22 protein-coding genes and 1 tRNA gene are annotated in these 19,292 nt (G+C 40.3%); 7 read left to right on the forward strand and 16 right to left on the reverse strand.

Annotated elements, in window-relative coordinates; all coding sequences use genetic code 11:
- Positions 1-15: 15 nt before the first annotated feature.
- Both AFK25_RS10110 and AFK25_RS10115 read left to right on the forward strand, forming a co-directional pair.
- Complete coding sequence (locus tag AFK25_RS10110; protein ID WP_019416919.1) at positions 16-333, forward strand: competence protein CoiA family protein; 318 nt, start codon at positions 16-18, stop codon at positions 331-333.
- On the forward strand, positions 330-746 hold the full coding sequence (locus tag AFK25_RS10115) for an endolytic transglycosylase MltG (protein WP_035066726.1): 417 nt from the start codon (positions 330-332) through the stop codon (positions 744-746). Before AFK25_RS10110 ends, AFK25_RS10115 begins: the two co-directional genes overlap by 4 nt.
- Before the next feature lie 30 nt (positions 747-776).
- On the opposite strand, the gene phoU is transcribed toward AFK25_RS10115, so the two are convergent.
- The 9 genes from phoU to AFK25_RS10160 form a co-directional block, all read right to left on the reverse strand.
- On the reverse strand, positions 777-1,436 hold the full coding sequence (gene phoU / locus AFK25_RS10120) for a phosphate signaling complex protein PhoU (protein ID WP_035066723.1): 660 nt from the start codon (positions 1,434-1,436) through the stop codon (positions 777-779).
- Positions 1,437-1,498: 62 nt separating this feature from the next.
- Positions 1,499-2,308 carry a phosphate ABC transporter ATP-binding protein PstB gene (gene pstB, locus AFK25_RS10125; RefSeq protein WP_009373980.1) on the reverse strand — a complete coding sequence of 270 codons (810 nt, stop codon included), beginning with the start codon at positions 2,306-2,308 and terminating at the stop codon, positions 1,499-1,501.
- Between the two features lie 26 nt (positions 2,309-2,334).
- Positions 2,335-3,216, reverse strand: a complete 882-nt coding sequence (gene pstA / locus AFK25_RS10130; protein WP_009373981.1) for a phosphate ABC transporter permease PstA — start codon at positions 3,214-3,216, stop codon at positions 2,335-2,337.
- A gap of 2 nt (positions 3,217-3,218) precedes the next feature.
- The gene (gene pstC, locus AFK25_RS10135) at positions 3,219-4,169 is read right to left on the reverse strand and encodes a phosphate ABC transporter permease subunit PstC (RefSeq protein ID WP_009373983.1); all 951 of its coding nucleotides are present in this window, start codon (positions 4,167-4,169) and stop codon (positions 3,219-3,221) included.
- A 75-nt stretch (positions 4,170-4,244) separates the two neighbouring features.
- Positions 4,245-5,207 (reverse strand): PstS family phosphate ABC transporter substrate-binding protein, encoded by a 963-nt coding sequence (locus tag AFK25_RS10140; protein WP_035066719.1) that lies wholly within the window; start codon positions 5,205-5,207, stop codon positions 4,245-4,247.
- A gap of 113 nt (positions 5,208-5,320) precedes the next feature.
- Complete coding sequence (locus tag AFK25_RS10145) at positions 5,321-7,474, reverse strand: peptidoglycan D,D-transpeptidase FtsI family protein (protein WP_035066716.1); 2,154 nt, start codon at positions 7,472-7,474, stop codon at positions 5,321-5,323.
- Positions 7,475-7,535: 61 nt separating this feature from the next.
- A complete protein-coding gene (locus AFK25_RS10150; protein ID WP_035066713.1) occupies positions 7,536-8,750 on the reverse strand; it encodes an MFS transporter in 1,215 nt (404 codons plus the stop codon).
- Positions 8,751-8,839: 89 nt separating this feature from the next.
- Positions 8,840-9,448 (reverse strand): superoxide dismutase SodA, encoded by a 609-nt coding sequence (gene sodA, locus AFK25_RS10155; RefSeq protein ID WP_009373988.1) that lies wholly within the window; start codon positions 9,446-9,448, stop codon positions 8,840-8,842.
- 169 nt (positions 9,449-9,617) lie between these two features.
- A tRNA-Ile gene (locus tag AFK25_RS10160) sits at positions 9,618-9,691 on the reverse strand.
- A gap of 129 nt (positions 9,692-9,820) precedes the next feature.
- Between AFK25_RS10160 and AFK25_RS10165 the strand changes: the two genes are divergently transcribed.
- Complete coding sequence (locus AFK25_RS10165; RefSeq protein WP_035066710.1) at positions 9,821-10,594, forward strand: DUF1189 domain-containing protein; 774 nt, start codon at positions 9,821-9,823, stop codon at positions 10,592-10,594.
- 11 nt (positions 10,595-10,605) lie between these two features.
- Here the strand turns inward: AFK25_RS10165 and AFK25_RS10170 are convergent, their stop codons facing one another.
- Positions 10,606-12,348, reverse strand: a complete 1,743-nt coding sequence (locus tag AFK25_RS10170) for a methyl-accepting chemotaxis protein (protein WP_035066707.1) — start codon at positions 12,346-12,348, stop codon at positions 10,606-10,608.
- 160 nt (positions 12,349-12,508) lie between these two features.
- Between AFK25_RS10170 and AFK25_RS10175 the strand changes: the two genes are divergently transcribed.
- Both AFK25_RS10175 and ispG read left to right on the forward strand, forming a co-directional pair.
- Entirely contained in the window at positions 12,509-12,820 is a 312-nt protein-coding gene (locus tag AFK25_RS10175) for a type IV pilus assembly protein FimV (RefSeq protein WP_009373992.1), read from the forward strand.
- A gap of 79 nt (positions 12,821-12,899) precedes the next feature.
- Entirely contained in the window at positions 12,900-13,991 is a 1,092-nt protein-coding gene (gene ispG, locus AFK25_RS10180) for a flavodoxin-dependent (E)-4-hydroxy-3-methylbut-2-enyl-diphosphate synthase (protein ID WP_019416913.1), read from the forward strand.
- 22 nt (positions 13,992-14,013) lie between these two features.
- Here the strand turns inward: ispG and AFK25_RS10185 are convergent, their stop codons facing one another.
- Positions 14,014-14,352, reverse strand: coding sequence for a membrane protein (locus AFK25_RS10185; protein ID WP_009373994.1), 339 nt, complete (start codon positions 14,350-14,352; stop codon positions 14,014-14,016).
- Positions 14,353-14,482: 130 nt separating this feature from the next.
- Between AFK25_RS10185 and AFK25_RS10190 the strand changes: the two genes are divergently transcribed.
- Positions 14,483-15,058: a haloacid dehalogenase gene (locus tag AFK25_RS10190; protein WP_009373995.1), complete on the forward strand. Its 576-nt coding sequence runs from the start codon at positions 14,483-14,485 to the stop codon at positions 15,056-15,058.
- Between the two features lie 2 nt (positions 15,059-15,060).
- On the opposite strand, the gene AFK25_RS10195 is transcribed toward AFK25_RS10190, so the two are convergent.
- The 4 genes from AFK25_RS10195 to AFK25_RS10210 are packed head-to-tail and all read right to left on the reverse strand — an operon-like array spanning position 15,061 to position 18,048.
- Positions 15,061-15,486, reverse strand: coding sequence for a Fur family transcriptional regulator (locus tag AFK25_RS10195; RefSeq protein WP_009373996.1), 426 nt, complete (start codon positions 15,484-15,486; stop codon positions 15,061-15,063).
- A gap of 6 nt (positions 15,487-15,492) precedes the next feature.
- Positions 15,493-16,326, reverse strand: a complete 834-nt coding sequence (locus tag AFK25_RS10200) for a metal ABC transporter permease (protein ID WP_009373997.1) — start codon at positions 16,324-16,326, stop codon at positions 15,493-15,495.
- A gap of 14 nt (positions 16,327-16,340) precedes the next feature.
- Positions 16,341-17,096, reverse strand: coding sequence for a metal ABC transporter ATP-binding protein (locus AFK25_RS10205; protein ID WP_009373998.1), 756 nt, complete (start codon positions 17,094-17,096; stop codon positions 16,341-16,343).
- Between the two features lie 58 nt (positions 17,097-17,154).
- On the reverse strand, positions 17,155-18,048 hold the full coding sequence (locus AFK25_RS10210) for a YitT family protein (RefSeq protein ID WP_035066703.1): 894 nt from the start codon (positions 18,046-18,048) through the stop codon (positions 17,155-17,157).
- 66 nt (positions 18,049-18,114) lie between these two features.
- On the opposite strand from AFK25_RS10210, the gene AFK25_RS10215 reads away from it, so the two are divergent.
- Positions 18,115-18,369 (forward strand): DUF2624 domain-containing protein, encoded by a 255-nt coding sequence (locus AFK25_RS10215; RefSeq protein ID WP_019416909.1) that lies wholly within the window; start codon positions 18,115-18,117, stop codon positions 18,367-18,369.
- Between the two features lie 23 nt (positions 18,370-18,392).
- Here AFK25_RS10215 and AFK25_RS10220 read toward each other — a convergent pair whose 3' ends face one another.
- Entirely contained in the window at positions 18,393-19,280 is an 888-nt protein-coding gene (locus AFK25_RS10220) for a deoxyribonuclease IV (protein WP_009374002.1), read from the reverse strand.
- Between the last annotated feature and the right edge of the window lie 12 nt (positions 19,281-19,292).

Consider the following 19,292-nt stretch of genomic DNA (forward strand, 5'->3'; position numbering starts at 1 on the left):
AGTGGGGTGAAAAACATGATCGAATATACATTTATCGGACTCGTTTCTTTTGCTATCATACTATTGCTTATTTCTTTTTTCCAAAGAGATCGGATGAAAGAAGTAGAAGAACAAGTAGAACAGTTAACATTATCGACGATGCAACAGTTATACGAAGTAAAAAAGCGCGTAAAAGCACTTGAAGAAGAATTGCTGATTGGAATTGAGTCGTTTTCAAATGAAGAGCAAATCGCCCACTTATATAAACAAGGCTGGACAAAAGAGCAAATTGCTCGCAAGCTCAACATGCCGATAGATGAGGTGAATATAATGATTGCGAGGAATGAACGATGAAAAGGACAACGCGTGCCTTTGCAGCTGGGATATTGTTTGCTACAACGATATTAGGTATCGTTTATTATACGAATCATAAACAACTACAACCCAACAAAATAAGCGAAAAACAATATGAACAGCTCGTTGCTGAACGAAATGAACTAGCGAATGCACTCGAAAAATTAAAAAAAGAAACGAAAAAAACAACACCGTCGCAAAAACAAACATACATTTATACGTTAACAATCGCTAAAGGGGAAGCTAGTCGCGACATTGCAAAGCGTCTACAACAAGCACATATTATTGATGACGCTCAATCATTTTTAACATATTTGGATGCACATGAATTAACGCGCGCAGTACGCCCCGGAACATACGTCATAACAAGCGACATGTCATACGAACAAATCGCACGAAAAATAACGAAATAAGGATGTCCGACGTTGGACATCCTTTTTGCTTTAATCGTTTAAGTCGTAATGTTTTCCTTTTACTAAGTAAAAGACGTTTTCCGCAATGTTTGTTGCATGGTCTGCAATGCGCTCAATGTAACGTGCTGTAAACGAGAGCTGAGTAATTTGCGACATCGCATCTGGATGTGCTTTTGTGCGCTCAAGCAGCTCTCGAATCGTTTCCCCGTACAGACGATCGACTTCATCATCCATATCAGCCACTTTTTTCGCAGCAACAACATCTTCTTCATAATACGCTTTTAACGTTAATGAAAGCATATTTACCGCAATTTCATGCATTTTTTCTAACTTATTTAACGGGATGACAAACGGCTGTTCACCGATGAGAATAGCGGATTTCGCAATATTAACAGCAAAATCTGCCATACGCTCAACATCTGTGGCAATTTTAATGGCAACAATAATGCGGCGCAAATCAATGGCAACCGGCTGTTGTTTCGCAATTAATAAAATGGCAAAATCGTTAATTTCCTCATCAAGCAAATCAATTTTTGTGTCGTTTTCAAGCACTTGTAATGCTAAATCGTTATTTTTTGTTTTTAACGCTTCAAACGACTGAGTTAGTGCAATTTCTGCAAGACTTCCGAGCTGTAATAGTTGATCGCGCAACGTTTGTAAATCGTAATCAAATTTTTCACGTACAGCCATATTCACTCCCCCTTTTATTTTGAAAAAATCGTGCGAGCACGCCCGCACGATTGTTTATCCGATTATCCAAATCGACCTGTAATGTAATCTTCTGTTCGTTTATCGTCTGGATTCGAGAATAGTTTGTCTGTGTCGCTATACTCGATCACTTCACCGTTTAAGAAGAAGGCCGTTTTATCAGAAATACGAGCAGCTTGTTGCATGTTATGTGTGACGATAATAATACTATAGTTTTTCTTTAGTTCTTGCACAAGCTCTTCTACTTTTAATGTTGAAATAGGGTCAAGCGCCGATGTTGGCTCATCCATTAAAATGACATCTGGCTCAATCGCTAAACAGCGGGCGATACATAAACGTTGTTGTTGTCCACCCGATAATCCATATGCATTCGTATGCAAGCGGTCTTTTACTTCATCCCAAATCGCTGCACCGCGCAAACTTTTTTCAACAATTTCATCTAAAATTTTCTTATCGCGAATACCGTGAATACGCGGACCGTATGCTACATTATCATAAATTGATTTCGGGAACGGATTCGGCTTTTGGAATACCATTCCAACTTGCGTACGCAATTCTTCTACACGATATGATTTATCAAAAATGTTGCGGCCGCGATACGTAATTTCTCCAGATGTACGCACGCTCGGCACGAGTTCAATCATTCGGTTTAACGTTTTAATATACGTTGATTTTCCGCATCCTGACGGACCGATAATCGCTGTCACTTCATTTTCGTAAATATCTAAGTCAATATTTTTTAACGCATGATGTTCGCCGTACCATAAATTTAAGTTTTTCGTGCGATACACAACATTTTTTTCGCTTCGTTCTTCAGCTTGTTTTTTACGTTCTTTCACAACTGTTAATTCCATTAATAAGTTCCCCTTTCAACGCGCAATTAATAACGTTTTTGAAACTTGTTGCGAATGAAAATGGCAATCGAGTTCATAAAGATTAACACAACGAGCAATACGACAATTCCAGCTGCCGCTACATGTTGGAAATCAGCTTGCGGACGCGACGTCCAGTTATAAATTTGCATCGGCATAACTGTAAATGTATCAAGAATACCACGTGGTAAATATGCTAAAAACGTCGGGATACCTAAAACGACAAGCGGTGCTGTTTCACCGATCGCACGAGATAATGCTAAAATGCTACCTGTTAAAATACCAGGGATCGCTGCTGGAAGAACGATGCGATAAATCGTTTGCCATTTCGTTGCTCCCATACCATATGATGCTTCGCGCAATTGATTCGGCACGGCACGAAGCGCCTCTTGTGCCGCAACGACGATAACAGGAAGAACAAGCAAACTCATCGTTAAACCAGCCGCCAAAATGCTACGACCTAAATTCAATTCACGAACGAAAAGTGTTAAACCGAGTAAACCGAATACGATCGACGGAACACCTGCTAAGTTTGAGATATTCGTTTGAATAAAATCTGTAAAACGATTTTTTTTCGCATATTCCTCTAAGTAAATCGCTGTTCCAACCCCAAGAATGAGCGAAACAGGAGCAACGATGACCATCAACCATAACGAACCGACTAACCCCGCTTTTATCCCTGCATTTTCAGGACGGCGAGAAGGAAAGTTATTTAAAAAGTCCATGTTTAGCCAGCCAATTGCTTGAGTGAATATCCGATATAGAAGGACGACGAGAACAATAAGGCCAAACAACGTTGCTAAGAAAAATAAAAATTTTAACACGTTATTTCTCAATAGACGGCCGTTCATATGTTGAACGACACGTTGTTTATCAATTAACTTTTCCATGATTAATACTCCTCCCTAAAGCGACGAGAAATGTATTGCGCGAGTAAGTTCATGGCTAATGTAAATACAAACAGCGTCATACCGACTGCATAAATGCTGTAATACACCGTTGTACCGTATCCGGCATCTCCTGTTGTCACTTGAACAATGTATGCTGTTAACGTTTGGATCGACTTTGTCACATCAAACGTAAAGACTGGAGATGAACCACCCGCTACTGCTACAATCATCGTCTCACCAACAGCACGAGAAATCGCAAGCATAAACGATGCCGCAATACCTGACGTCGCTGCAGGAAGGACGACTTTTAAAGCAACTTCTAACTTCGTTGAACCGAGGCCAAGCGCTCCTTCACGAATGGAGTTTGGCACAGAACTCATCGCATCTTCAGATAAAGAAGCAACCATCGGAATAATCATAATCCCCATGACAATTCCAGGGCTTAACGCGTTAAAAATCCCTAAATCTGGGATAATTTTTTGTAAAAGAGGTGTAACGAACGTTAATGCGAAAAATCCGTACACAATCGTCGGAATTCCCGCCAACACTTCTAATATCGGTTTTAATACTTTTCTTGCTTTTTCAGACGCATACTCACTCAAGTAAATCGCTGAAGCTAAGCCGATTGGAATCGCAACGACCATGGCAATCGCCGTCGTTAAAAGCGTTCCCGTCACTAGCGGAGCGACACCGAACGAACCTGTTTTTTCATCCCATGGAAGCCACTCTTTGCTCGTTAAAAATTCAACGATCGATACTCGCTCAAAGAAAATAAATGTTTCAAATAACAACGTAAATAAAATACCGATTGTCGTCAAAATTGAAATGGTCGCTGTCAATAATAACAACTTTGGCATTAACCATTCAACAAATTGTTGTCCGCTTTGCTTTTTCTTATTTTCTTTAATCATGTCACGGACGGAATATGAACGATTCCCATCTGTCATCGCCATAATATGAAAACCCCTTTCCAAATTCATGGCAAGATGAGAAGCGACCGTGGTGTCGCTTCTCATCTTTACGCTTCGTTATTTTAATCCTTCAAGCTTTTTCAATTGCTCGTCATATTTTTCTTGCGGAAGTGCGACATAACCTACTTCTTCAGCAAACTCCGCACCGTTCTCTAATAAAAACTTCGCGAAATCATACACTTGTGCTTTTTCTTTTAACGCTTTTACGTTCACATACGTAAATAATGGACGAGAAAGTGGTGCATATTCACCGCTTTGGATCGTTTCGTGGGTTGGCTCAACTGGACCGTTTCCACCATCAATTGGCACAGCTTTCAATTTATCTTTATTTTCAATATAGTACGCAAATCCGAAGTAACCGAGAGCATTTTTATCTCCTGCAATTCCTTGAACAAGCACGTTATCGTCTTCAGATAATTGCGCTGTTTTATTTAACGGTTGTCCATCTAAAATCACTTCATCGAAGTAGTCAAACGTACCAGAGTCGTGTCCCGGTGAGAACAATTTAATTTCTTCATTTGGCCATTCTGGACGAATGTCTGACCATTTCACTTTGTCATCACCGTTTACTGCACCTGATGTGAAAATTTTCTTTAACTCATCAACTGTTAAATAATCAACCCAGTCGTTATCTTTATTCACTAAAACAGAAAGACCATCGAACGCAACTTGAAGCTCTTCAAATTGAATGCCATTTTGCTCAGCGGCTTTCTTTTCTTCATCTTTAATTGGACGAGAAGCGTTTGAAAAATCTGTTTCCCCTTTTGTAAACTTCTCAAATCCGCCACCTGTTCCGGACAAACCAACAGATACTTTTACATCTGGTTGTTCACCCGCATACGCTTCAGCAGCAGCTTCAACAATCGGATAAACAGTAGATGATCCATCTACAACAACGTTTCCACTTAATTGTTCTCCGCCATTTTCGCCACCTTGCTCAGCGCCGCCGCCACATGCTGTTGTGAATGCTAATACAGCGCTTGTTACACCTGCGAGTGCAAACCATTTGTTTTTCTTCATCGTTTGATTTCCCCCTACTTTTTCAATTAATTTTGTCCCACGAGTTATAGAATAATGGAAAGGTATTAAATTCGTTTTAAACGAATGTTAAGCTTTTGTAAATTCGCTTTCTTTTATCTTTCCATTGTTTGTTCCTCATTATTCAACGGTTCAGTAGGAGATGGTTCACCAAATTGACGTTGCTTTTTCAACTCAAAATACGCGTCTAAAATTTTTCTTCCGATATAGTTATTGATCGGATAATGGTTTCTCGGATTTTGATATACCCACGGCACGACGACAGCAAACGCCACCTCTGGATTTTTGTACGGAGCAAAGCCAACTAACGTTAAATTGTATGTTGGTGTCATTCGTCTTGATTTGATCGGTCCATCGTAAAACGCCTGTGCCGTCCCTGTTTTTCCCGCTGGGTCATATGGAGCGTTGGCAAAAAACGCCCGTGCTGTTCCGTTTGAACCGTGCATGACGCGATAAAAACCTTCACGCACCCGCTCAATATACTCTGTTTTCATATCAATGCGGTTTAACACTTTCGGTTCAAATGAGTAGATGATGTTCCCCATTTGATCTTTTTCGCTAATCGGTTCACGAATTTCTTTGACAACGTGCGGTTGAATGCGATATCCACCGTTCGCAATCGTTGAAACGTATTGCGCCATTTGAATTGGCGTGTATACATCAAACTGTCCAATGGCTAAATCGAGCAAATGCCCTGGAAGCGTACTTTGTCCAGGCCATCCGATAATTTCCCCAGGCAAATCGATGCCTGTTTTCACCCCTAAGCCAAACTGATTAAAATAGCGCCGCATAATGGAAAACGCTTCTTTTTTAATCGGGAGCGCTTGATGTGGACGATACGTAGAACCTGCAATCGCAATCGCCGTTTTAAACATATAAACGTTTGACGACATTTCAAGCGCTTTTAAATCATTCATCGGTCCTGGACGAATACCGCTATGCGATTTTTTCGTCGGCGTCCCTTTAATATATAACGGTTCGTCAATCAACACCGTGCCCGGTTGAATGACACCCGTTTGAAACCCTGTTAATACGGTCGCTCCCTTTACCGCTGATCCCATGGCATAAGCAGATGTAATCGTTCCAAGGGCATAATCTTTTAACACGACTTTTCCGTTTTCATCACGCGTATACCGCTTCCCAGCTAACGATAAAATTTCTCCTGTATTCGGATCCATCATCACAACGAAAGCGCGATCAAGCAGTTCTGTTCCGCCGCGTCGCTTCATTGTCATGAGTTCTTCTTCAATAATTTGTTCCACACGTTTTTGTAACTCCATATCAATCGTTAAAACGATATCTTTTCCACGTTGTCCTTGCGACACTTCAATCGTTTCGATAATATTTCCCGCTTTATCAGTCACGTTTTTTATTTTTGCTTTTTGCCCGCGCAATACATCTTCATATTGTGCTTCAATGTAACTTTTTCCTACACGATCATTTCGACTATAATCGCGCGCTAAATAATAGTCAAGCTTTTCGCGCGGCACCCCTTCTTCTGACGATGTTATATTTCCGAGCACTGTACGAAACGTATCCCCATATGTGTATTGGCGGTTCCAATCTGTCGTCACATCTACGCCTGGTAGCTCTTCTAAATGCTCGCTAACGACTGCATATTCTTCATCTGTGACTCCTTCGTTTTTGATCATTTGCGGAGTTAAAGCGTATCCGCTATTCATTTCCCGAAAAATAGCAACAACCTCAAGCTCACGTTCTTTAATCTTTTGTACATCTTCTTCTGTAATGCGCTCAAGTTGCAATTGATAAATGTCTTTATCTTTTAATTTTTTTTCTCGAAACAACTTCCATTCTTTTTCTGTAATTTTTTCTTTTGCCTTCTCCTCGTTTGTTAAAATCCAATAATCTTTTATATCTCGCTCTGTGACACGTTCAGTCGGCTTTTCAATATATGCAGCTAACTTTTTAGCTACTTCAATCATTTCCGACGGCTTCGTTGTTTGTGTGCGTGTATACGTAATCGCATGAAGCGGCTCGTTATCGACGACGACTTGATAGTTGCGGTCATAAATTTTTCCGCGCGGTGCTGGTGTATTGACTGTAACGTTTTCTGTGCGCTCAACTTCTTTCCGATATTGTTCACCGTAAACAATTTGAATGACACCTAACCGTAAAATAAGCGCGGAAAAGAGTAAAAATACAATAAAAAATAGCACGTTTAACCGAAATGGCAACTGCATTCGTTTTTTCTTTTTCTTCGCTTTTTGAGCATGTTGTATTTGTTTCAAAACGCGCGAGCACCTCCTTTACTTGCTCCTTCCTCATTGTAAAAGAAACGCTCGCAAATTTCTACATAGAAAGTCGAATGCGACGCACAAAAAAATAAATAATGAAATGACCAGATCCAACAATTAACATTAATGATGGAATCGCCTCTTTTGCGTCAAATAACGTAATAGCTAATAAAAACAATAAAACAGACGTTGCGCGACCACCGTTTAAAAACAATTCCCGCATGACAATATATTCAATTCGCCATTCTTTCGCATGATTGCTTTGACCAATGACGTCAAATGTAAGCGATAAATATGGAACGAGTAAAATAGGATATCCGATGGCGATTAACGCACCATAGATAATTAACTTTACATACGATAAATCAAAAACAATGAAAAAGACGGAAGCATACAACAGTACACCACCGAACAAAATGGCACGCAACCGCCATTGTTGCTTCATCCACTTAGACGCAAACGAGTACGTCATAAACGAAACGACTGCATTAACAAATCCAAATACACCGAGCGATTTTTCAGTTCCTGTCGCCATAAATAAAAAAACGGAAACAATAAACACAAACGTTCCTTCACGAAATCCTTGAAAAAAATGGGCGTTTGTAATCATTCGCCAATTTTTATTTTTCTTTCGCTCATCATATACAGAACGAAGCGCAAATTGTCCTGCTGAACGACGGCGATGCAAAAAAAAGCTACATATGACAGCAGCAATAAATAAGCATAAAGAAGCTAAAAAAATCGCCATATACCCGGTAAACTTCTCGCTTGAAGCAATGACCCATCCTGCAAGCGGTGGGCCAATCATTCCCGCGACAGACGTCATCGCACCAAGCAATCCGTTAAATAAATCACGCGTATCTGGTTCAGTAATTTCAAACGTTAATACGTTAAATGCGAGCCAATAAAATCCGTAACCGATGCCGAGCAAGCCGCCGAGTAAAAATAAATGGTTCATCGCTCGATCTCCGCTAAATAGTACGACTAAAAAAAAGAACGCTAAAAACGTCACACCCATTCGTAAAACGATGACACGATCAATTTTTTTAGCCATTTGCCCAGCGACGACAAACGCCAATGGCTGCCATGTCACAATAGCTAAATTGTACACACCTAGGGCTTGAAAACTGTTTACTTTTTTCCAAACGTATACGTTTACAAACGTATTTGACAAGGCGATGCTAAGGGAATATAACCCGCCAATTGCTAACAAAAGAAACAATTGTCGATGTGTGCGAATATGCTCCACCATTCGTTTCCATCTATTCATAGGCAAACTTCCTTTCTTGACAAGTAGTTTGCCTACTCTTTTACAACGATATACAAAAAGAGCTCGACAAATTGTCGAGCCCTTCTTCATTATTTCGCTGCTGCGTAACGCTTTGCAACTTCGTCCCAGTTAACAACATTCCAAAATGCTGAAATATAATCTGGACGGCGGTTTTGATATTTTAAGTAATACGCATGCTCCCATACGTCTAATCCTAAAATTGGTGTTTTTCCTTCCATTAACGGTGTATCTTGGTTTGGCGTGCTTGTTACTTCAAGTTGACCGTTATGAACAACAAGCCAAGCCCATCCAGAACCGAAACGTGTTGCAGCAGCTTTCGAAAATTCTTCTTTAAATTTTTCGAAGCTTCCAAACGTACGATTGATTGCTTCAGCGAGTTCACCTGTAGGTTCACCGCCGCCATTTGGTGAAAGAATAGTCCAAAAGAGCGAATGGTTCGCATGTCCGCCTCCGTTGTTACGAACAGCTGTGCGAATATTTTCAGGTACTGCATCTAAATTCGCCATTAACTCTTCAATTGTTTTGTTTTGCAATTCTGGATGACCTTCAAGCGCTGCGTTTAAATTTGTTACATACGCGTTATGATGTTTTGTGTGATGAATGTTCATCGTTTCTTTGTCGATATGTGGTTCTAACGCGTCGTAAGCATAAGGCAATTGTGGTAATTCAAATGCCATGTTTCATTCCTCCTCATTCGTTATGTAATTGTTCACAAATGAAACCGATAAACTAGATTAAGAAACAGAAAAGTTTCATAAGTGAACCTACCTTAAGAGTACCAAAATACATCGAATGTTTCAAATTATTTGCAAAAAAAACCTCGCTCATTTACTTAGCGAGGTGAAATGGACCCTGCAGGACTCGAACCTGCGACCAGACGGTTATGAGCCGTCCGCTCTAACCAGCTGAGCTAAGGGTCCGCCATATCCGATGGTAATTTTAGCAAAAAAGATGGAGAGCGTCAATACGTGCAACATACGAAACAAAAAGGTTGTGTAGCAAATAGAAAAAGAAGTAGAATGAGAAATGATGATGTTTAAAGGATGTGAATGATGATGTGGAACCGGTTGTTACAAAGTCTTTATTCCCCTGTACATATTGCACGCTTTCGTTTTCATCCAATCGGAAAGGCGATTAGTTACGTGTTTTTTTTATCGCTGATTGCGACATTGCCAATTGCCATTTACTTTACAATGAGCATAAACAAAATGATTAGCTCAACACATCAATTATTAAAAGAAGAACTTCCTCCATTTGAAGTCGTCGATGGAATATTGACATCAAACGAACAAGAACCGATTGAGCTTACGCATCCGAACGTGACTATTTTATTCGATAGTACAGGCACACTGACAACAGAGGATGCAGAACGTTACACAAACGCGGTGGCATTTTTAAAGGAAGAGTTTGTACTTGTTGCTAATGGGCACGTTCAGTCATATCCGTATGCTTTGATACAAGCAGAACGTTTTACAAACGAAGATGTATATGAATTTGCCCGTACGCTTCAATCATTGCTTCCTATTGTGATTTCGCTATCGTTTCTCGTATTATACTTTTTCACATGCACAAGCAAATTTCTTTACGTTACCGTTCTTGCATTCATCGGTCTCATTTTTCGCGGCACATTAAATAAGCGTGGGACGTACCGTCATATGTGGAGTATCTCCGCTTATGCGATTACATTATCAACTATCTTTTTTACAATCATGGAATCGTTACAAATTGTTGTTCCTTATGCAGTTGCTTTAGACTGGTTCGTTTCTGTCACGATTTTGTTCGTTTCCATTAAAGAACTCCCTTCTATGAAAGAAGCAGGCTGATAGCCTGCTTCTTATAGTTTAAATGATGCAGTGATTGTAGATAACGATTGCGATAATTCATTTAATCGTTCACCAACACGATACATATCATTCATCTGCTTCGTTTGATCATACGAAACAGACATCATTTCTTCTGCGCTTGCTAGCGTTTGTTGAGCAACTGAAGCAAATGCCACCGTTACCGTCTCGATCATCGGTAATAATTGTTCAAACTGCTCCAATTCACCTTCCATTTGTGCTACGTTTCGATTCACGCGCTGAATTTCTTTTAATAAATGATCAAACGAGCGCTTCGCTTCATTTGCAGAGGTGAGTTGGTGTTGTAAATGCGTGACCATCCCTTCAAACTGATTTGTCGCATGAATGGACACTTCCTCCATCGCGAAAATAGATGATGTAATTTCTTCCGTTGCTTTTGAAGCATGTTCCGCCAACTTTCTTACTTCTGTAGCGACAACCGCAAACCCTTTTCCTGCTTCTCCCGCACGCGCCGCTTCAATTGTTGCATTAAGCGCCAATAACTTCGTTTGCTCGGCAATTTGTCGAATGACATCTACCACTTTTGTAATCGACATAGAATGGTGTTTCACACTTTGAATCGTGTCATTTACTTTTTTAAATTGCTCGGCAAACGAATGAATATCCGCGATTAAATGCGACAGCCTCTCTTCTCCACCTTTCGAAGACTGATTCATATCGCTAGTGCTTGCTGAAATGTTTTGAACGCTCACTAATACATGCTGCATTCGCTTTTTCATCTCATCTACACGATGAATGCTTTCGTCTGAAGCATTGGCCGTTTCTTCCGCCCCTTGTTTTACCGTAGAAATGGCTGCCATGAGCTGATCGTTCGATTCAAGGACATGTTCCGACACATGCTCTAAGTCGCCTCCTGTAATGGCTAGCTGTCTTGTTGTTTCGTCCATTTCACGAATGACATTTTTCATGCTCGTCAACATGCGTTGAAAACTGCGCGCAAGCGAATCGATTTCGGGCGTTGTTGAATAAATATGTTCGTCAACCGTTAAATCTCCACGCGACAATCGGCTCATGGCATGACGAAGTTGGGCAATCGGCTTCGTTAATCCAGTCACTAACCATTTAATCATGATCGTTGAGATAATGACACTAATCATAATCGTTACAATAGTTAGCTTGGCAAGCTGTTGAATCGGCTTCATAAATTGTTCATCTGGTACAGCGACAACATATGTTCCTTTTAGCTCTTGGATCGTTTTATACGCAAACGTATATGTACGTCCGTTCCATTCCAAATGCGACACACCGTTTTTTTGTTTTTTAATTGTTTCTTGGACCGATTTTGGTACATTGAGCTGTTCATTTCTTTCAAATGTTTTTACTTGTCCATCCTCAATTAAAAATATGTCTACGCTTAACCCGTCTTGCATCAGTTCCGCTTTTTGTTGTTTTACTACCGAACGCAAACTTTTTTCAAACATTTGTTCATTTCCAGCATGAATATACATAAGATTGCGAGCTACTTCAAACATCATCGTTGCCTCGCGCTCGAGGCGATTTTCGATCGCTTTTACGGTCGTTTGTTTCGCTTGATGATAACCAATCATCCCGACAGCACTTAACGAAAAAATTAACACGCTCAAAAATAAAATAAATAAGCGATTTTGTAAGCTCATTTTTAATAGCCATTGTTTTATTTTTGGTGATGATTGAAAGACAGGTACTCGGAAAAGCTTCTTTATATTTTCTAATCGCTGTTTTATTTGTGCACGCACGGCACGTCCCCCCTTCGACAAATACAGACAAAGAATACCAAAAACATGTCAACGTCATGTGAAGAACGTGTAAAGCAATGTAAAAGAAATGTAATTTTTACGCATATCTCGTTTGGACATGCCATATGGATAAAACAGAAGAAATAAACGGGGGAATGTCATGAAAAAAGTTTTCATTTTTCTCGTATGCATTGCGATATGTGCCATTGCTTATCAAGATATAACGAACGGAACGATTCGTACAATTCGTGCAGAAAAAACGATTGAACAAAAGAAGGAGCTTCCGTATCGCGAAGTGACCATTCAACGAGGGGATACGCTTCTCTCGATTGTTGAGCGTGAAATGAATGGAAAATTACCGGTTTCCATCGATCGGCTCATTACTGATTTTCAAACGTTAAACCCACATGTTAACGCCCATTCGCTTCAAATCGGAAAAACGTACCGCATCCCGTACTATAAGCAGAAATAGCAAAAACGTTGTCAACGAATAAGAAACATTGCTACAATAAAAAATGATTGAATTAATACGTTAAAGGAGCGATTGACGCGTGAGTGAAATCATTCATCGTTCAAAAACCCGCCCGGTTCGCGTCGGGAACATTACAATTGGCGGGAATAACGAAGTCGTCATTCAAAGTATGACGACAACAAAAACGCATGATGTAGATGCAACCGTTGCTCAAATACATCGACTCGAAGAAGCTGGATGCCAAATCGTTCGCGTCGCTTGCCCAGATGAAAGAGCAGCAGATGCGATTGCTGAAATAAAAAAACGCATCAATATTCCGCTCGTTGTCGATATTCATTTCGACTATCGCCTTGCTTTAAAAGCGATTGAAAACGGAGCGGATAAAATTCGCATTAACCCTGGAAACATCGGAAAGCGGGAAAAAGTAGAAGCGGTTGTGAAAGCAGCAAAAGAACGTGGCGTCCCTATTCGCATTGGGGTAAACGCTGGGTCACTTGAAAAACGCATTTTAGAAAAATACGGCTATCCAACTGCGGATGGCATGGTCGAAAGCGCTTTGCATCATATTCGCATTTTAGAAGACCTTGATTTCCAAGACATTATCGTTTCATTAAAAGCTTCGGATGTTCGTTTAGCGATTGAAGCATATGAAAAAGCCGCGCGCACATTCGACTATCCGCTACATCTCGGCATTACAGAATCAGGTACGTTATTTGCCGGAACGGTAAAAAGTGCTGCAGGACTTGGTGCGATTTTAAGCAAAGGAATCGGCAATACAGTACGTGTATCCCTTAGCGCTGATCCTGTCGAAGAAGTAAAAGTGGCACGTGAATTGTTGAAAACTTTCGGCCTTGCAGCAAACGCTGCGACATTAATTTCTTGTCCGACATGCGGAAGAATTGAAATTGACTTAATTCGCATCGCAAATGAAATTGAAGAATATATCGCCCAAATTAAAGCACCGATTAAAGTAGCAGTCCTCGGTTGCGCCGTCAACGGACCAGGAGAGGCACGCGAAGCTGACATCGGCATTGCTGGGGCACGCGGCGAAGGATTATTGTTCCGCCACGGAAAAATTGTTCGTAAAGTGCCAGAAGAAACAATGGTTGAAGAGTTGAAAAAAGAAATTGACAAATTAGCAGAAGAATATGCATTGAAAGGAAAAAAATAAGAGGGGAATATTCCCCTCTTATTTACCAAAATCGGACGAAAAAGCTTAAAATAATGGAAACAGCCCCAATTCCAATCGCCCAAGCCCCTAACGTTTCCGCTCCTCGACGTCGGGCAATAAAGCCGAAAACAATGCCGGCTGCCCCCATAATGACTGGCATTAAGAAAAGAGAAACAACCGATAAAGCAAGTGCAAGCCAACCAACGCCACGACCGTTTTCTTCACGATCGACTTTTCTTTCAGAAAATCGGATCGGCTCAGCAATTTCACCTGCTGTTTCTTCCATAAAATCTCGCTCAACATTCGGAACAGTATCTATTCGTTCATTATCATACGCTCGACGCTGACGTTCATTGTCCATGACAATTCCCTCGCTTTCGTAAAATGAGGAGCACTATTATTATGCAATAAGCGATACATCATTATAGATGTTACTTTATGTCAATGATATAATGGGCGAGAAAAGCACATCATAGAAAGGATGAACAAACATGATCAAACGGCGATTTGGGATCGATATTGACGGGACAGTAACATGTCCAAGTACGTTTATTCCATATTTAAACAAATCGTTCCAAAAAAATTTAACGCTTGATGATATTACGGATTACGATTTAGTTCCTTTTTTAGATACAACGGAAGAAAAATTAAATGAATGGATGGAACAATACGAACCGATCATCTACAGCGAAGCACCTCTTGCGAACGGAGCATTAGAGGTCATTAATAGTTGGAAAGATGAATATGAGTTGTATTACATTAGTGCACGAGGTCGCCACTTATATGAAATCACAGAAAAATGGTTTCAACAACAAGGCGTTCATTACCATCATATCGAACTGATCGGTTCACACGATAAAATTGAAGCCGTAAAGAAATATAAAATCGACATGTTTTTTGAAGATAAATACGATAACGCTTGCGATATCGCTGAACAATGTCTCATTCCTGTCATTTTATTTGATACTCCTTATAATCGCGGTCCGCTCCCAAAAGGCGTCATTCGCGTGTACAATTGGTATGAAGCAAAACAACGAGTAGAACAATTACTCACAACAACAAGCTGACATTACACGTCAGCTTGTTGCTGGCACATCGGGCATGTTCCGTACACTTCAAACTTATGCCCTGAAATCGTATATCCGTGCAAATCTTCCACTAATTCATTCATCGGACACGTTACAAGTTCTTTCGTTTTTCCGCACGACATGCAAATAAAATGGTGATGGTGGTGATGCACATTACATGTAAATCGAAAGCGCTTCTCTCCAGACAGTTCAGTCATTTCTAAAATGCCGAGCTCAACAAATAACGCTAAGTTGCGATAAACTGTATCGAAACTCAACCCCGGATACCGATCTTTCATTACATCAAGCACATCTTTTGCCGTTAAATATTTATCTGTTTTTGCAAACAGCTCAAGCATTTCTTCGCGCTTTCCTGTATACTTAAACCCCTTTTCTTTCATTAACCGTAGCGCTTCAGAAACGTTCACGCTTCGTCATCCTCTCTTCCATTTTTTCCACATGATCGCACCAATTAATATACAAACAGCTAACAACACAATCGTCCCGCCGGGAGCTAAATTTAAATAATAAGAAAGAAACAAACCAACAATGACAGCAAGCTCACCAAATAGAACGGACAACCATAACGCTTGTTTAAATCCCTTTGCGATTCGAATGCTCGCAGCAACAGGAAGCGTCATGAGTGATGAGACGAGCAAAATGCCGACAATTCGCATCGATGCTGCAATGACGAGAGCAACGAGCACGATGAAAACAAAATGAAGCGCCCTTACCTTTACTCCCGATGCTTGTGCATATTCTTCGTCAAATGATAAAATAAACCACTCTTTATAGAGCAGAAAAATAACAGCAAACACGATGAAAAAAATGATGCCAATGGTCCATACATCCGTCCGGCTCACCGCGCTAACGCTTCCGAACAAATATGAAAACAAATCGGTATTGAAGCCATCCGCAAGCGAAATAAAAATGACGCTTAAGCCGATGCCTCCTGATAAAATGATTGGAATCGCTAATTCTTGATAGTGCTTATATACGGTACGCAATTTTTCAATAAATAACGAACCAACAACGGAAAACGCCATGCCCACATAAATCGGATTGAATGTCGCTCCCATGAAAAACGTTTTTTGTACAAGTAAGCTGGCTGCAATTCCTGCGAGCGTGACATGACTTAACGCATCCGCAATAAGCGATAATCTCCGAACGACAATAAACACACCTAAAAGAGGGGCGATGAGTCCGATCAATATGCCGACAATAAACGCATTTTGTAAAAATTCATATTGAAATAACGCCTCTACCATAATCTCCCCCCTTTCTACGCATGGTCATGGGCAAGTAGGTGAAGATGATGCCCATAAAATGATGCTAAATCTTCTGTTTTTAGCTGCGCAAACTGTTGCACGCTCCCATGGAAATGCAAATGTTTGTTTAAACAAGCGACATGTGTGACTTTTTCCGTAATCGTTCCGATATCGTGCGTCACGAGAAGCAATGTCATATGATGTTGTTTATTCAATCGTTCAAGCATATCGTAAAAGCTTTGTACATGATGCACATCGACCCCGACAGTCGGCTCATCTAAAATTAAAAATTCAGGCTGCGACACGATCGCACGTGCGATAAATACGCGTTGTTGTTGACCTCCTGAAAGTTCGCCAATGTTTCGATGAATAAAAGGGCTCATGCCGACCGCATCAATCGCTTCATATACTGCTTTTTCGTCGCTTTTTTTTAATCGACGAAATAACCCGAGCTTTCCAGCTAAACCGCTCGCTACAACTTCATATACTGTCGCAGGAAATCCGGTATTAAAACTGTTTGCTTTTTGAGAGACGAAACCAATTTTATGCCAATCTTTAAACTGCTCAATCGGCGTGCCGAATAAAAAAATGCGCCCCGTTTGCGGCTTTAGCAATCGCAAAATGCATTTTAACAGCGTTGATTTTCCTGATCCGTTCGGACCAACTAAACCAACGAAAGCACCTTTCGGAATGTGAAAATCAATATGTTGTAGTACATCTTCATCATCATATCGAAACGATACGTCTTCTATCCGTAAAATATCGTCCATCGTTTGACCACCTTAATTCAAAATGATTCCGATTCATAGTATAACGCATTTATTTTCATTAATGAATAGCAGACTTAAATTTTGCTCCACGCACTTCTTGTGTGTTCATAATCGTAATAAACGCATTCGGATCAATTTCATATACAATTGATTTTAGCTTCGTCACTTCCAGACGAGTAACAACAGCATAAATCACTTCTTTTTGTTCGTCTGTATATCCGCCTTTTCCCATCAACTTCGTCGTTCCACGGCCAAGTCGATTTAAAATGGCATCTGATACTTCTTCGTAACGATCGGATACGATGAGCACTGCTTTTGTTTCATCTAATCCTTGAATGACAGTATCAATCGTTTTAAAAGCAATATAATAAGTTAAAACGGAGTACATCGCTTGCTTTGGTCCGAATACAAATGCCGCCCAAGTAAAAATAAAAACGTTTGTAAACATGACAAATTCCCCAACAGAAAATGGCAACTTTTTCGTCATTAAAATACCTAAAATTTCTGTGCCATCTAATGAACCACCATGGCGAATCACAAGCCCTACACCAGCGCCGAGAATGGCTCCGCCAAACACAGTTGCTAAAATGGAATCTGTTGTAAATGGAGATACATAATGAAACAACCGCTCCATGACAGCTAATACAATGATCGAATAGAGAGAGGAGAGCATAAACGTTTTTCCGATTTGTTTATAACCAAAATACATAAATGGCGCATTGAGTAAAATAACAAGCGTGGCAAAGTTCAACCATGCATAGTTTGGAAGAATGCGATCAAGAATAAGGGATATACCGATGACCCCACCATCAATAATTTCATTAGGCACTAAAAACAATTCGATCGATAAAGCAGCAAGCGTGGCACCGATCGTCATCATGACGACACGATACATTAAATGGCTAATCGTTTCTTTTTTATGTTGTCTTTTCAAACAAATCTCCCCCTTCATCTATTTCATTATACCATTGCACCCTTCCTTCTTTCCTCTCATATGGTAAATAAGGAGGGATGCTACGTGAATGTGTATCATAAAATCGTCCAGCATAAAATGAAATCGATTACCGCAAATGAATTAATGATGTATGCCAAGGAATACAACGTTCCACTTTCCCAAAAAGACGCCGAAACAATTGTTCAAATGATGCGCGAAAAAACGATCGATATGTTTAATGAACAAGCGAGGAAAAATTGGATTCGCGAACTCGCTCATCGCACATCACCGCAACTTGCAAAACAAGCTAATGAGTTTATTCGCCAATTTATACAGTAAGAAGGCTGCCTACGGACAGCCTTCTACTCGACAATTTTTTCCCGAACGTTTGGGTCAAACTGTTGCGCACGCAACATCGCGATTTCAAATTGATATGGCGGTTTCGCATTTTTTTTCTCCCCAACATATGGCGTTTCTAAAATTTTTGGCACGTGCATAAGTTGCGGGTGATGCACAATATAATTTAGCGCATCAAAACCGATATAACCAAAGCCAATATTTTCATGACGGTCTTTCCGACTTCCACACGGATTTTTACTATCATTAATATGCAATACTTTTAGACGATCAAGCCCGATAATGCGATCAAATTGTTCTAATACACCATCAAAATCGTTAACAATATCATATCCAGCATCATGTGTATGACATGTATCAAAACAAACAGAAAGCTTATCGTTATGCGTCACACCGTCAATGATTTTCGCTAATTCTTCAAAGCGACTGCCACATTCAGACCCTTTTCCCGCCATCGTTTCTAAAGCAATTTGCACTTGCTGGTCATTTGTTATCACTTCGTTTAACCCTTCAATAATTTTTGCAATCCCTGCTTCCACACCCGCACCGACGTGCGCACCAGGATGAAGGACGAGCTGCTTTGCACCAATCGCTTCTGTTCGTTCAATTTCGGAACGTAAAAAAGAAACGCCAAGAGAAAACGTATCTACGTTCATTGTATTGCCGATATTAATAATGTACGGGGCGTGTACAACAATTTCTTCAATCCCATGTGCTTTCATATGGGCAAGTCCTTTATCAATGTTTAGCTCCTCAATCGGTTTACGCCTTGTGTTTTGTGGTGCCCCCGTATAAATCATAAACGTATTTGCTCCATACGATACCGCTTCTTTACTTGCAGCTAATAACATTTCTTTTCCGCTCATCGAGACGTGCGAACCAATTTTTAACACATCTTTCTCTCC

Source organism: Anoxybacillus gonensis (assembly GCF_001187595.1).
Taxonomy (GTDB): Bacteria; Bacillota; Bacilli; order Bacillales; family Anoxybacillaceae; genus Anoxybacillus; species Anoxybacillus gonensis.

Excerpts from the sequence above, each read along its gene's own strand:
- AFK25_RS10150 (WP_035066713.1), bottom strand. The coding sequence starts at position 8,750 with ATGAATAGATGGAAACGAATGGTGGAGCATATTCGCACACATCGACAA.
- AFK25_RS10205 (WP_009373998.1), bottom strand. The coding sequence starts at position 17,096 with ATGGACGATATTTTACGGATAGAAGACGTATCGTTTCGATATGATGAT.
- AFK25_RS10200 (WP_009373997.1), bottom strand. The coding sequence starts at position 16,326 with ATGGTAGAGGCGTTATTTCAATATGAATTTTTACAAAATGCGTTTATT.
- phoU (WP_035066723.1), bottom strand. The coding sequence starts at position 1,436 with ATGGCTGTACGTGAAAAATTTGATTACGATTTACAAACGTTGCGCGAT.
- pstB (WP_009373980.1), bottom strand. The coding sequence starts at position 2,308 with ATGGAATTAACAGTTGTGAAAGAACGTAAAAAACAAGCTGAAGAACGA.
- AFK25_RS10190 (WP_009373995.1), top strand. The coding sequence starts at position 14,483 with ATGATCAAACGGCGATTTGGGATCGATATTGACGGGACAGTAACATGT.
- AFK25_RS10140 (WP_035066719.1), bottom strand. The coding sequence starts at position 5,207 with ATGAAGAAAAACAAATGGTTTGCACTCGCAGGTGTAACAAGCGCTGTA.
- pstA (WP_009373981.1), bottom strand. The coding sequence starts at position 3,216 with ATGGAAAAGTTAATTGATAAACAACGTGTCGTTCAACATATGAACGGC.
- sodA (WP_009373988.1), bottom strand. The coding sequence starts at position 9,448 with ATGGCATTTGAATTACCACAATTGCCTTATGCTTACGACGCGTTAGAA.
- AFK25_RS10185 (WP_009373994.1), bottom strand. The coding sequence starts at position 14,352 with ATGGACAATGAACGTCAGCGTCGAGCGTATGATAATGAACGAATAGAT.
- AFK25_RS10175 (WP_009373992.1), top strand. The coding sequence starts at position 12,509 with ATGAAAAAAGTTTTCATTTTTCTCGTATGCATTGCGATATGTGCCATT.
- AFK25_RS10165 (WP_035066710.1), top strand. The coding sequence starts at position 9,821 with ATGATGATGTGGAACCGGTTGTTACAAAGTCTTTATTCCCCTGTACAT.
- AFK25_RS10210 (WP_035066703.1), bottom strand. The coding sequence starts at position 18,048 with ATGAAGGGGGAGATTTGTTTGAAAAGACAACATAAAAAAGAAACGATT.
- pstC (WP_009373983.1), bottom strand. The coding sequence starts at position 4,169 with ATGGCGATGACAGATGGGAATCGTTCATATTCCGTCCGTGACATGATT.
- AFK25_RS10110 (WP_019416919.1), top strand. The coding sequence starts at position 16 with ATGATCGAATATACATTTATCGGACTCGTTTCTTTTGCTATCATACTA.
- AFK25_RS10115 (WP_035066726.1), top strand. The coding sequence starts at position 330 with ATGAAAAGGACAACGCGTGCCTTTGCAGCTGGGATATTGTTTGCTACA.